The 11853-nt window shown below is 71.6% G+C and carries 11 protein-coding genes and 1 pseudogene; 11 read left to right on the top strand and 1 reads right to left on the bottom strand.

Features of this window, described 5'->3' with window-relative positions; genetic code table 11:
- Positions 1-14: 14 nt before the first annotated feature.
- Positions 15-647 carry a hypothetical protein gene (locus CCN29_RS09060; protein ID WP_086680913.1) on the bottom strand — a complete coding sequence of 211 codons (633 nt, stop codon included), beginning with the start codon at positions 645-647 and terminating at the stop codon, positions 15-17.
- Between the two features lie 671 nt (positions 648-1318).
- On the opposite strand from CCN29_RS09060, the gene CCN29_RS09065 reads away from it, so the two are divergent.
- From CCN29_RS09065 to CCN29_RS09115, 11 genes and pseudogenes are all read left to right on the top strand, one after another.
- Positions 1319-2323 carry an ABC transporter ATP-binding protein gene (locus tag CCN29_RS09065; RefSeq protein ID WP_086680915.1) on the top strand — a complete coding sequence of 335 codons (1005 nt, stop codon included), beginning with the start codon at positions 1319-1321 and terminating at the stop codon, positions 2321-2323.
- Positions 2320-3084, top strand: a complete 765-nt coding sequence (locus CCN29_RS09070) for an MlaE family ABC transporter permease (protein ID WP_006135643.1) — start codon at positions 2320-2322, stop codon at positions 3082-3084. Before CCN29_RS09065 ends, CCN29_RS09070 begins: the two co-directional genes overlap by 4 nt.
- A gap of 6 nt (positions 3085-3090) precedes the next feature.
- Entirely contained in the window at positions 3091-3897 is an 807-nt protein-coding gene (locus CCN29_RS09075) for an MlaE family ABC transporter permease (protein ID WP_006135642.1), read from the top strand.
- A 1-nt stretch (position 3898) separates the two neighbouring features.
- Positions 3899-5179, top strand: coding sequence for an MCE family protein (locus tag CCN29_RS09080; RefSeq protein ID WP_052034413.1), 1281 nt, complete (start codon positions 3899-3901; stop codon positions 5177-5179).
- Positions 5176-6234 carry an MCE family protein gene (locus tag CCN29_RS09085; RefSeq protein ID WP_031059964.1) on the top strand — a complete coding sequence of 353 codons (1059 nt, stop codon included), beginning with the start codon at positions 5176-5178 and terminating at the stop codon, positions 6232-6234. Before CCN29_RS09080 ends, CCN29_RS09085 begins: the two co-directional genes overlap by 4 nt.
- Entirely contained in the window at positions 6231-7274 is a 1044-nt protein-coding gene (locus CCN29_RS09090) for an MCE family protein (protein WP_086680920.1), read from the top strand. Before CCN29_RS09085 ends, CCN29_RS09090 begins: the two co-directional genes overlap by 4 nt.
- Positions 7271-8314 carry an MCE family protein gene (locus tag CCN29_RS09095; protein WP_086680917.1) on the top strand — a complete coding sequence of 348 codons (1044 nt, stop codon included), beginning with the start codon at positions 7271-7273 and terminating at the stop codon, positions 8312-8314. The genes CCN29_RS09090 and CCN29_RS09095 overlap by 4 nt, the downstream gene beginning before the upstream one ends.
- Positions 8311-9564 (top strand): MCE family protein, encoded by a 1254-nt coding sequence (locus CCN29_RS09100; RefSeq protein ID WP_228730976.1) that lies wholly within the window; start codon positions 8311-8313, stop codon positions 9562-9564. Before CCN29_RS09095 ends, CCN29_RS09100 begins: the two co-directional genes overlap by 4 nt.
- Positions 9561-10844, top strand: coding sequence for an MCE family protein (locus CCN29_RS09105; RefSeq protein ID WP_031018747.1), 1284 nt, complete (start codon positions 9561-9563; stop codon positions 10842-10844). Before CCN29_RS09100 ends, CCN29_RS09105 begins: the two co-directional genes overlap by 4 nt.
- The gene (locus CCN29_RS09110) at positions 10841-11356 is read left to right on the top strand and encodes a hypothetical protein (protein ID WP_006135631.1); all 516 of its coding nucleotides are present in this window, start codon (positions 10841-10843) and stop codon (positions 11354-11356) included. Before CCN29_RS09105 ends, CCN29_RS09110 begins: the two co-directional genes overlap by 4 nt.
- Positions 11353-11853, top strand: a pseudogene (locus tag CCN29_RS09115) (hypothetical protein); the annotation flags it as partial. The gene CCN29_RS09110 and the pseudogene CCN29_RS09115, both read left to right, overlap by 4 nt.

Below are 11853 nucleotides of genomic sequence, written 5' to 3' on the forward strand. Positions count from 1 at the left end.
GAGCGGGTGGCGGCCTACGGGTTGGAACCGACGATGGTCGGGATGGTGGTGGTACCGGCCACCTTGACGGCGTAGTTGCCCTTGAAGGTGGGCTTGGTGCTGGTCGTGACGACCGCCCCGCAGTTGACGGGGTTGCTGACCGTCAGTTCACCGGCGACGCTGTTGACCGCCAGGATGCCGGTGCTGTTGGTGTAGGTGGCCGAGGCCTTGCCCGACACCGTGAACTTGCAGACGCCGGCGCTCACGTTGGCCTTGACGTTGCCGACGTAGCCCGTGGTGACGCCGGTCGCGGAGTTGTAATCCACCGCGACGACGCTCCAGGGGGTGACGGCCACGGTGGTGACGTTGCCCAGGACGCTGGTGCACGGAGCGCCGGACGTACCGAAGTTCATGGTGCTGATGGCGGCGACGTTCGCCGGGTTGCCGGTGGTGCTCGCCATCGTCCCGCTCGCGTTCGAGGCCGTGCAGGTCATCGGGATGGTGGCGGTCAGCACGATGTTGCCCGTGTTCACGGCAGTGAAAGAGGCCGGTGACGGGCTGACGGTCCACACCGTGGAGGGCGCCGCGGAGGCGGTACCGGCGGTGAGGGCCAGCGCGGCCGCGGCCGCACACGCCGCGACGGCTGATCTCTTCAAATAATTCTTCATGGTCCGGGAATCTCCTCGAGGGTCGACCGGCTGAGACGGGCCGTGGCCGTATGCGCCCGGAGAAGCGGACGTACGCACCGCGGCTGGACGCTGCTGCCTGTCCATGAACCACGACGTTACCGGCGGTAAACTTAGTCGAACAATGAGGCATTCCATGATTCTTTCAGGAAAGGGAACAAGCTGTTCCCTGCGTGAGGAATCCCGGGGCCGTGTTCATCACGTGCTGTCAAGGAATGGGGTGCGGCCGGTTTCGGGGGCGCGCTGCCTCGTGGGCGCGGACGGCGGACCGTGTTGCTCACCGGCGGACAAGTTCCCGGGGGTTTCTTGTTCCCCCGCTGACAGGTTCCGTGGGGGGTGGGCCGGTATCCCGGAAAACTCGTCGTGCGGTGTTGCCCACTGAGGTTACTCGGCCGTAACGTGCCGGTGCGGTGCTCGGCTCCGGGTGACCGCCCCCGGCGGGCGGAGCCCCGGAGGACGTCCCACCGGCCCACCCTCCGCCGGGCCGGTGCGTTCGCCGGCGGGTTCCGCGCTGCTCCGCCCTCCAGGGCGGCGCGCGACCCCGCCCTGTCCCTCGCGGCGGGCGCCGGGCCGCTGTGTTGTCTGCGTGGTGACAAGTCGCGGAGGGGTAGGTGCGCCCGCGGTGTGTGTCACGGACGTCCGCTGGAGGTGATATGGGAATCGAAGTAGTGGTCGAAGGGTTGACCAAGTCTTTCGGTGAGCAGAACATCTGGCGGGACGTGTCACTCACTCTCCCGGCCGGAGAAGTCAGTGTGATGCTGGGCCCGTCCGGAACCGGAAAAACCGTCTTTCTGAAGTCGCTCATCGGGTTGCTCAAACCGGAGAAGGGCCGTGTCCTCATCAATGGAGTGGACATGGTGAACAGCCCGACAAGAGACATCTACGAGACTCGTAAATTATTCGGTCTCATGTTCCAGGACGGAGCCCTTTTCGGGTCCCTGTCCCTTTTCGACAACATCGCCTTCCCGCTGCGTGAGCACACCCGCAAGAAGGAGTCGGAGATCCGCCGTATCGTCATGGAGCGGATCGAGGTCGTCGGACTGCTGGGCGCGGAGGGCAAGCTTCCGGGCGAGATCAGCGGAGGCATGCGCAAGCGGGCCGGGCTGGCCCGCGCGCTCGTGCTGGACCCGCAGATCATCCTGTGCGACGAACCGGACTCCGGGCTCGACCCGGTCCGCACCGCCTACCTCTCGCAGCTGCTGATCGACCTGAACGCGCAGATCGACGCGACGATGCTGATCGTCACCCACAACCTCGACATCGCCGCCACCGTGCCCGACAACATGGGGATGCTCTTCCGGCGCGAGCTCGTCACCTTCGGTCCGCGCGAGGTGCTCCTCACCAGCGACGAGCCGGTCGTGTCCCAGTTCCTCGGCGGCCGGCGTGAGGGGCCCATCGGCATGTCCGAGGAGAAGGACGCGGCCACCCTCGCCGCCGAGGCGAACTCCGTGACGCCCGCCGCGCCCCGGGTGATCGTGCCGCAGCGGCAGCCGTCCCCCGGCCTTCCGCCGCGCCGCGCCGTCGCACGACGGCGCGAGCGTGTCATGCGCATGATCGACACCTTGCCGCCGGCCGCGCGCTCCGCCATCCGGGAGACCTACGCGCGGGACGCGGCGGCGGCCACCGTCACGGCGCCCGTCGCCGGGAGCGGCGCATGATCACCGGCGCTCTGCGCGAGACCGGCCGGCTCTTCGCGCTCGCCGCCGAGGTCGGCCGCGCCGTCTTCCGAAGGCCCTTCCAGTTCCGCGAGTTCATCGAACAGTTCTGGTTCGTCGCGAGCGTGACGATCCTGCCCGCCGCCCTCGTCTCGATCCCCTTCGGCGCCGTCATCGCCCTCCAGGTCGGCTCCCTCACCCAGCAGTTGGGCGCCCAGTCCTTCACCGGAGGCGCCAGCGTCCTCGCCGTCGTCCAGCAGGCGAGCCCGCTCATCGTCGCCCTGCTCATCGCCGGCGCCGGCGGCTCGGCCATCTGCGCCGACCTCGGCTCCCGCACCATCCGCGAGGAACTCGACGCGATGGAGGTCATGGGCGTATCCCCGGTGCAGCGACTGGTCGTGCCCCGGGTCCTGGCCGCCATGGGCGTCGCGGTCCTGCTCAACGGCCTGGTCTCCGTCGTCGGCATCCTCGGCGGCTACTTCTTCAACGTCGTCATGCAGGGCGGCACCCCCGGCGCCTACCTCTCCAGCTTCTCCGCCCTCGCCCAGTTGCCCGACCTGTACGTCAGCGAACTGAAGGCCCTGATCTTCGGGTTCATCGCCGGCATCGTCGCCGCCCACCGGGGCCTCAACCCGCGCGGCGGCCCCAAGGGCGTCGGCGACGCCGTCAACCAGTCCGTCGTCATCACGTTCCTCCTGCTCTTCTTCGTCAACATGGTGATGACGGCCGTCTACCTCCGGATCGTCCCGCCGAAGGGAGGCTGAGGTCGGATGGCCTCCCCGCTCGCCCTGCTCGACCGCTCCGGCGACCACCTGCTGTTCTACGTACGGGCCCTGCTGTGGATCCCGCGGACCCTGCGCCGCTACCTCAAGGAGGTGCAGCGCCTGCTGGCCGAGGTGGCCTTCGGCTCCGGCGGCCTCGGCGTCATCGGCGGAACGATCGGCGTGATGATCGCGATGACGCTCTTCACCGGGACCGTCGTCGGACTCCAGGGCTACGCGGCGCTCGACCAGATCGGCACGGCCGCGTTCACCGGATTCGTCTCCGCGTACTTCAACACCCGCGAGATCGCCCCCCTGGTCGCCGGCCTCGCCCTCTCCGCGACCGTCGGCGCGGGCTTCACCGCCCAGCTCGGCGCCATGCGCATCAACGAGGAGGTCGACGCCCTGGAGGGTATGGGCATCCGCTCCATGCCGTACCTGGTCACCACCCGCATCATCGCGGGCGTCGTCGCCATCGTCCCGCTCTACGCCATCGGGCTGCTCTCCTCCTACCTCGCCTCCCGCTACGTGACCGTCCTGTTCAACGGACAGTCCCGGGGGACGTACGACCACTACTTCAACCTCTTCCTCTCCCCGACGGACGTGCTGCTCTCCGTGCTGAAGGTGCTGATCTTCAGCGTGATGGTGATCCTCGCCCACTGCTACTACGGATTCCGCGCCTCGGGCGGCCCCGCCGGCGTCGGCGTCGCCGTCGGACGGTCCGTGCGCAACGCCATCGTCCTGATCAGCGTCACCGACTTCTTCCTGTCGCTCGCCCTGTGGGGCGCGACCACGACCGTGAAGGTGGCGGGGTGAAATGAACGGACCCCAGGGATTCCGAGGGACCCGAGGAAGAGGACGGACACTGCGCCGCCGGCTCGCCGGAGTGGTGTTCGTGCTGGTGCCCGCCCTGCTGATCTGGCTGGCCGTCGCCGTCTACGACAAGGAGTTCACCGCGTCCGACCCGGTGGTGGTCGAGACCGACAGCGTCGGCAACCAGATGCACCCGGGCGCCGAGGTGAAGCTGCGCGGTGTCGTCGTCGGCGAGGTCCGCGCCATCGACGCCACCGGTGACGGCGCCCGCCTCACCCTCGCCATGAAGCCCGGCACGCTGGACGCCGTCCCCTCCGACGTCCGCGCCCAGATGCTGCCCACCACCCTGTTCGGCGAACGGTTCGTCGCTCTCGTACCGCCCGAGAACCCCTCGCCCGTGCCGCTGGCCGCCGGAGCCGTCATCCCGCAGGACCGCTCCGCGAACGCCGTCGAACTCCAGCAGGTGCTGGACGACGTCCTGCCGATGCTCACCGCCGTGCAGCCGCAGAAGCTCGCCGCGACCCTGTCGGCCGTCTCGCAGGCCCTGGAAGGCCGCGGGGGCCGGCTCGGCGAGACGCTGAGCCGGCTGGAGGGGCACCTGGCCGAGTTCAACCCGCACCTGCCCGCCCTCAACCGCGACCTCAGGGAACTCGTGAAGGTCAGCCATGTCTACGCGGACGCCGCGCCCGACATCGTCACGGCGCTCACCGACTTCACCACCACCAGCGGCACCCTCGCCGAACAGGAGGCCGAACTCGCCTCCGCCCTCGGCGCCACGACCCGGACGGCCGAGGACATGACGGCCTTCCTGCGCATGAACCGGGGCAACCTCATCCGCCTCACCGCCGCCGGCCGGCCGACCCTGGAACTGCTCGCCGAGTACTCCTCCTCCTTCCCGTGCACCCTGCGCACCCTCGCCGAGTTCGTCCCGGCCATGGACCGGGCGCTCGGCAAGGGCACCGACCGGCCCGGCATCCACGTCGACGTCACCTCCGTCCCCGCGCGCGGCGCCTACCGACCGGGCCGCGACACCCCGGTGTACGACTCCGGCGGCGGGCCGCGCTGCCCCTCCGTGCCCTACGTCGGCCCGCTGCCCCGGCCCACCGCGCCGTCCGCCTTCGCCGCGGCCGACGAGGACCTCGGACCCGCCAACTCCCCGGCGGAGAACGACCTCGTCAACGAACTGCTCGCGCCCGCCGCCGGTACGGCCCCCGGCGACCTGCCCGACTGGAGCAGCCTGCTGGCGGGCCCCGTCTACCGCGGTACGGAGGTGACCCTCGGATGACCGGCCCCGACACCGCGCACACCCGGCGACGGCCGCTGACCGGGCCGCTGCTCAAGTCCCTCGCCTTCGTGGTGGTCACCGCCCTCGCCACCACCCTGCTCGGGCTCGGCGTCGCCGGCTCCGGCGCGGGCGGCGGGGGCCGTACCTACAAAGCCCTCTTCACCGACGTCACCGGCCTGCGGGACGGGGACAGCGTGCGCATCTCGGGCGTGACGGTCGGCGAGGTGACCGACGTACGCGTCGTGCAGCAACGCCTCGCGCAGGTCACGTTCACCGTCCGTGAGGACCGCCGGCTGCCCCGCTCCACCACCGCCGCGGTGAAGTACCTCAACATGGTGGGCCAGCGCTACGTGGCCCTCGGCCGCGGCAGCGGCGACGTCGAGGGCACCCTGGAGGAGGGCGCCACCGTGCCGCTGGACCGCACCACCCCCGCACTCGACCTGACCCTCCTCTTCAACGGCTTCAAGCCGCTGTTCGAAGGGCTCTCCCCGAAGGACGTCAACGAGCTCGCCGGATCGATCGTGCAGGTCCTCCAAGGCGAGGGCGCCACCGTCGACAGCCTGATCCGCCGCATCGGCTCGCTCAGCACCACCGTCGCCGCCAAGGACAAGGTGATCGGCGCGGTCGTCGAGAACCTGACCACCGTCCTGGACACCCTCAACGACCGCGAGGACAGCTTCGACGACCTCGTCGTCACTCTGCGGGACCTCGTCTCCGGCTTCGACAAGGACCGTGAACCCCTCGGCCGGGCCGTCGTGGCCATGGGCGACCTGACCACCGTGACCGCGGGCCTTCTCGACGACGGGCGCGCGCCCCTGAAGCGGGACATCCGCGAACTGGGCCGGCTCTCGCACAACCTCGGCGAACACACCCCGCAGATCCAGGAGTTCCTCGACCGGACCCCCGCCAAGATGACCGCCCTGGCCCGGCTGTCCTCCTACGGATCGTGGTTCAACCTCTACCTCTGCGAGGCACGCGTGAGCGGAGTGACCACCTCGGACGGCTCCGAACCGCCGACCGGCATCGCGATCACCGAATCGAGGTGCCGCGGATGAGGCGCCCGCGCCTGAAGCCGGTCAAGGACCGCGACCCCGTCGCCGTCGGCGTCGCCGGCCTGCTCGCCCTCACCCTGCTCGGCGGCCTCGCCTACGGCGCGGACCGGCTCCCGTTCACCGGCGGCACCGACTACAGCGCCGACTTCACCGAGGCGGCCGGCCTCGACGAGGGCGACGAGGTGCGCATCGCCGGCGTCAAGGTCGGCAAGGTCACCGGCGTCGCGCTGGACGGCCCCGAGGTGAAGGTCTCCTTCACGGTCGAGGACGCCTGGATCGGCGACCGCACCACCGCCGCCATCGCCGTCAAGACCGTGCTGGGCGACAAGTACCTGGCCGTCGATCCGCTCGGGTCCCGGCCGCAGGACCCCGGCAGCCGCATCCCCTCGTCCCGCACCACCTCCCCCTACGACGTCACCCAGGCCTTCCAGGACCTCAGCGGCACCGTCGACGCCATCGACACCCGCCGGCTCGCGGAGAGCTTCGAGACCATCTCCGACACGTTCAAGGACTCACCACCCCATGTGAGCAAGGCCGCCACCGGTCTGTCCGACCTGTCCCGCTCCGTCTCCGAGCGCGACGCGGAACTCTCCCGGCTCCTCAAGGGAAGCGCCCGCTTCAGCAGGACGCTGGAGAACAAGAAGTCCAGCTTCGAGACCCTCATCGAGGACGGCGGCTCCCTGCTCGGCGAACTCAGGAAGCGGCGGGCCGCGATCAGCGCCCTGCTCAAGGGCAGCCGCGACCTCGGAACCGAACTCGGCGGTCTGGTGGACGACAACGAGAAACAGCTCGGCCCCACCCTCAGGGCCCTCGGTCGGGTGACCGGCGTCCTGGAGAAGAACAACGACCAGCTCGGCAAGACGCTCGCCCTGGTCGGCCCGTACTACCGCATGGTCGGCAACACCCTGGGAAACGGCCGCTGGTTCGACAGCTACCTGTGCGGCGTCGTGCCCCCCGGCTACCTGCCGGAGACGTCCCGGCCCGAGAGCGGATGCCTGCCGCCCAAGCAGCAGGCGGCGGCCGCGGGGAGCGGTGAGCGATGACCCGACGCAGAAAGATCCTCGGCGGACTGCTCGCCCTGGTGGTGCTGGCCGCCGGCGGACTGGCCGCCGCCTCGGCCCTCGCCCCCGACGGCGTCCGCGTCACCGCCTACTTCGACCGCGTCATCGGCGTCCACGCCGGATCCGATGTGCGTGTCCTCGGCGTCCGGGTCGGCGAGGTGTCATCGGTGCACCCGCAGGGCACCACGGTCCGCGTGGAGCTCCGCCTCGACGAGGGGGTGAAGGTCCCCCGGAACGCGCGGGCGGTCGTCGTCGCCCCCAGCGTCGTCGCCGACCGCTACGTGCAGCTCACCCCCGCCCACAGCACCGGCCCTGCCCTCGACGACGGCGCCGTCCTGCCCGCCTCACGCAACCGGATCCCCGTCGAGATCGACCAGATCTACGACTCGATCACCGAACTCGCCGACGCGCTCGGCCCGGACGGCGCCAACGCCGAGGGCGCCCTGTCCCGACTGCTGCGGACCGGCGCCGCCAACCTGGACGGCAACGGCGAGGCCGTCGGCACCGGCGTCGAGGAGTTCGGCAAGGCGGCCAAGACCCTGGACGGCAGCAGCGGCGACCTGTTCAGGACGCTCCGCAGCCTCCAGACCTTCACCACCATGCTGAAGGACAAGGACACCGGCGTGCGCACCGCGCAGGAACGCCTCGACGAGGTCGTCGGCTTCTTCGCCGACAACAAGGACGACCTCACCGGCGCGCTCGAGGAACTCGGCAAGGCCCTCGGCCAGGTGAAGACCTTCATCGAGGACAACCGGGGCGAGCTGAAGAAGAACGTCGACCGGCTCGTCCCGATCACCCGCACGCTGGTGCGGCAACGGGCCTCGCTGGCCGAGGCGCTGGACGTGGCGCCGCTGGCCGCGGGCAACGTCGTGAACGCCTACAACCCCGACGCCCGCACCCTCGACGGCCGCGCCAACCTCAACGAGATCAGCATGGGAGGTCCCCTGCTGCCGCTGCCCGTCACCGGCGTCTCCGCCGCGAGCGGCGACGGGCCCGCGAGCGAGGGGAAGGGGGAGAGATGAAGCGCGGCACACGAACCGGCGGACGGGCCGCCTCGGCGCTCGGACGCGGCGCGTTCACCACCGGCCGGGTCGCCGGCCTCACCGTCGGCGGACTGATCGCCCTCGGCCTCGGCTTCACCCTCGCCGTCGGCGGCGTCGCGGCCCTGCCCCGCGGCTTCGGCGGCATCGAGGACCTGCCGCTGCCCGGCGGCGCCGACCTCGGCGACCGGCCCTACACCGTCACCGCGGAACTCGGCGACGTGCTCAGCCTCGTCCCGCACTCCGCGGTACGGGTCAACGACGTCGCGGTCGGCCGGGTGACCGGCATCCAGCTCGGTGACGACTGGTCGGCCCGCGTCACCATGGAGATCAACGGCGACATCACCTTGCCCGCCGACGCGACCGCGCGCCTGGAGCAGTCCAGCCTGCTGGGCGAGAAGTACATCCAGCTCGTCGCCCCGCGCGGGAGGAGCGAGGGCGGCAGGCTGTCCGACGGCAGCGTCATCCCGCTGTCCCGCACCAGCCGCACCACCGAGGTCGAGGAGGTGTTCGGCGCACTGTCCCTGCTGCTCAACGGCGGCGGCGTCAACCAGTTGAAGACCATCACCCGGGAACTCAACGCGGCCCTCGGCGGCCGGGAACCCGAGGTCCGCTCGATGCTCCGGCGGGTGAACACCCTGGTGACCGACCTCGACGACCACCGCGAGGACATCACCGACGCGCTCGACGCCGTCAACCGGCTCTCCTCGACCCTCGCCCACCGCAAGGACGACGTCGGGACGGTCCTCTCCGGCCTCTCGCCCGGGCTGAAGACGCTGGAGCGGCAGCGCGGCTCCCTGCTGACCATGCTGCGCTCCCTCGACACGCTCTCCGGCGTGGCCGTGTCCACCATCGACGCGAGCAAGGACGACATGATCGCCGACCTGAAAGCCCTCGCGCCGACGCTGAAGGAACTCGCCGACGCCGGCGCGGACCTGCCCGGCTCCCTCCAGGTGCTGCTGACCTACCCCTTCACCGACGAGGTGCTGAACGGGGTGAAGGGCGACTACCTCAACGCGTATCTGAGCATGGCCGCCGTGCCCGGGACCCAGGTGATCCCGCCGATCGACGACCCGCGGCCCGCCCCGACGCCCTCCGCTCCCTCCACACCCTCCTCGTCGAAGCGGGCGCGGGGCGCCTCACCGCTGCCCCTGCCCTCCGTGTCCGCGCCCACGCCCACGCCCGGCGCGGACACCGCACCGTCGGACCCGGAGGCGGGTGGGAACAGGTGATCACCCTCGCCGTACGGCTGAAGAACCTCGCCTTCCTCCTCGTCGCCGTCCTTGCCCTCTCCTACCTCGGCATCCGCTACGCCGACCTCGGCCGGCACGTCGGCGTCGCCGACCACTACACGGTCGAGGTGCGACTGCCGCGTACCGGCGGCCTGTTCACGCACGCGGACGTCACCTACCGAGGGGTCTCGGTGGGCCGTGTCGGGCCGATCGGGCTGACCGACGACGGCGTCGTCGCCGAGCTGCGGATCAAGAAGTCCGCCCCCCGCATCCCCGCCGACACCAAGGCCGTGGTCGCCGGGCTCTCCGCCGTCGGCGAGCAGTACGTCGACCTGCGGCCGGAGAGCGACGGATCCCCCTACCTCACGGACGGCGCCCGCATCGAGCAGACCGACACCCAGGTGCCCGCCCCCGTCACCGACGTCCTCGCCAGTGTGGACGACCTGGTGCGGTCGGTTCCGCAGGACGATCTGCGCACGGTCGTCGACGAGCTGGGCACAGCCTTCGAAGGGCACGGCGACGACCTCCAGGTGCTGCTCGACAGCGGCAGCGGTTTCGTCCGGGCCGCCGACCGGGCCCTGCCGTCCACCACCCTGCTCATCCACGACGGCGAGACCGTCCTGCGCACCCAGGCCCAGGAAGGCGAGGCGATCCGCGGCTTCGCCACCGGGGCGGAGGAACTGGCCCGGGCCCTCAAGGGGTCCGACGCCGACCTGCGCCGCCTCCTCGCGGTCACCCCCGAGGCCGCCACCCAGGTCAGCGGAGTGCTGCGGGACCTCGACCCGAGCCTCGGCGTCGTGCTCGCCAACCTCCTCACCACCGCCGAGATCGCCGTCACCCGGCAGCGGGGCATCGAGGAACTGCTCGTGACCTACCCGGCGGTCGTCTCAGCCGGCTCCACCGCCGTCGACGGAGGGAAGCTGAACCTCGGCATGGCCGTCACCTTCTTCGACCCCCTGCCCTGCACCGCCGGGTACGGCGCCACGCGCTACCGCAACGGCCTCGACCTCGGCACCGCGCCGCCCCTGAACACCGGCGCGGCCTGCACCGCTCCGGCGTCGACGGGAGTGAACGTGCGCGGCTCGGCGAACGCCCCGAGGGGCGGCGCGGTGCCCGAACCGGCCAGACCCGGCTCCCTGCCCTCGGGCGGCTCGGGCGGCGGCCCGGCGCAGCGCGGCAACGCGGCGCTTCCCGGCGCGCTCGGCCTGCCCGGGCAGAGCGGCGAGGCACCGCGCGACCTGAGCCACGTCCTCGCCCCGGCCGGCGGAGGCGCCCGATGAGGCGGGCCCGGATCCTCGCCGGGACGGGGCTCGCGCTGGCCCTCGGCTTCTGCGCCACCGGCGCGTGGACCTACGCCCAGGCGCGCACCGACGACGCGCTCGCGTACGGCAGGGAACGGGACGAGGCGCTCGCCGACGGAAGCCGGGCACTCGCCGTGCTCACCACGATCGACGCCTCCACACGGCAGCGTGCGCGGGCGGGCATCCGGAACTGGCGCGAGGTCTCCACCGGGCCGCTGCGCGAAGAGCTCGGCGGCACCGGGGCCCGCGCGGGGGCCTCGGCGCGCGGCACGGTCACGGAGGCAGCCGTCACCGCGCTCGACACCCGCTCCGGCACGGCCAAGCTGATCGCCACCGTCCGTGTCGCGACCACACCGGCCGGGACGAACAAGCCGGCCGTCGACCGCAAGCGCCTGGAGGTGGTCCTTGCCCGCACGGGCGAGGGCGTGTGGAAGGCGCAGGCACTGAGCGCCGTACCGGTCCAAAGGGAGAGGGAGGAGAGCGGCCGATGACACGGACGTGGCTGCCCCGCCGGTCCGGCGCGCGCGAAGCCGGGACGGGGCAGGACTTCGACGGCGAGGGTCCGGGGACGAAGCAGCCCGGGCAGGGGGGCGGCACCGACGGGCCGACGGACGCGTCCGCCGCGGACGGCACCTCCCGGAAGCGGGCCTCCGAGGACGCGGCCGGCGACGGGTCCCGCGAGGAGCCGTCCGGGGACGAGCCCGGCGACGGCCCCGACCGCCGCCAGGGGAACCGCCTCTCTGGCGTACGCCGTTCGCGGGGACCGCGGCTGAGACGGGCCGTCGTGGCAGGGGCTGCCGTGACCCTGGTCCTCGGCGGCTGCGGCTTCCTCCGCGCCGCCCACGAGCTGAGGTCGGCCGAGTCCGCCCAGAACCGGGCGCTCACCGACACAGCGGCCACCAGCCGGGTCGCAGGGGACATCGGCAACGCCCTCGCCCGCGTCTTCTCCTACACGCCCGACGGCACCGCCGCCGCCGAGCGCTCGGCG

The sequence above is a fragment of the Streptomyces pseudogriseolus genome (genome assembly GCA_002154585.1).
Taxonomy (GTDB): domain Bacteria; phylum Actinomycetota; class Actinomycetes; order Streptomycetales; family Streptomycetaceae; genus Streptomyces; species Streptomyces pseudogriseolus.

What these genes read in the sequence shown, in the direction of transcription:
- CCN29_RS09095 (WP_086680917.1), top strand. Translation starts at nt 7,271, where the DNA reads ATGACCCGACGCAGAAAGATCCTCGGCGGACTGCTCGCCCTGGTGGTG.
- CCN29_RS09090 (WP_086680920.1), top strand. Translation starts at nt 6,231, where the DNA reads ATGAGGCGCCCGCGCCTGAAGCCGGTCAAGGACCGCGACCCCGTCGCC.
- CCN29_RS09080 (WP_052034413.1), top strand. Translation starts at nt 3,899, where the DNA reads ATGAACGGACCCCAGGGATTCCGAGGGACCCGAGGAAGAGGACGGACA.
- CCN29_RS09065 (WP_086680915.1), top strand. Translation starts at nt 1,319, where the DNA reads ATGGGAATCGAAGTAGTGGTCGAAGGGTTGACCAAGTCTTTCGGTGAG.
- CCN29_RS09085 (WP_031059964.1), top strand. Translation starts at nt 5,176, where the DNA reads ATGACCGGCCCCGACACCGCGCACACCCGGCGACGGCCGCTGACCGGG.
- CCN29_RS09070 (WP_006135643.1), top strand. Translation starts at nt 2,320, where the DNA reads ATGATCACCGGCGCTCTGCGCGAGACCGGCCGGCTCTTCGCGCTCGCC.
- CCN29_RS09110 (WP_006135631.1), top strand. Translation starts at nt 10,841, where the DNA reads ATGAGGCGGGCCCGGATCCTCGCCGGGACGGGGCTCGCGCTGGCCCTC.
- CCN29_RS09060 (WP_086680913.1), bottom strand. Translation starts at nt 647, where the DNA reads ATGAAGAATTATTTGAAGAGATCAGCCGTCGCGGCGTGTGCGGCCGCG.
- CCN29_RS09100 (WP_228730976.1), top strand. Translation starts at nt 8,311, where the DNA reads ATGAAGCGCGGCACACGAACCGGCGGACGGGCCGCCTCGGCGCTCGGA.
- CCN29_RS09075 (WP_006135642.1), top strand. Translation starts at nt 3,091, where the DNA reads ATGGCCTCCCCGCTCGCCCTGCTCGACCGCTCCGGCGACCACCTGCTG.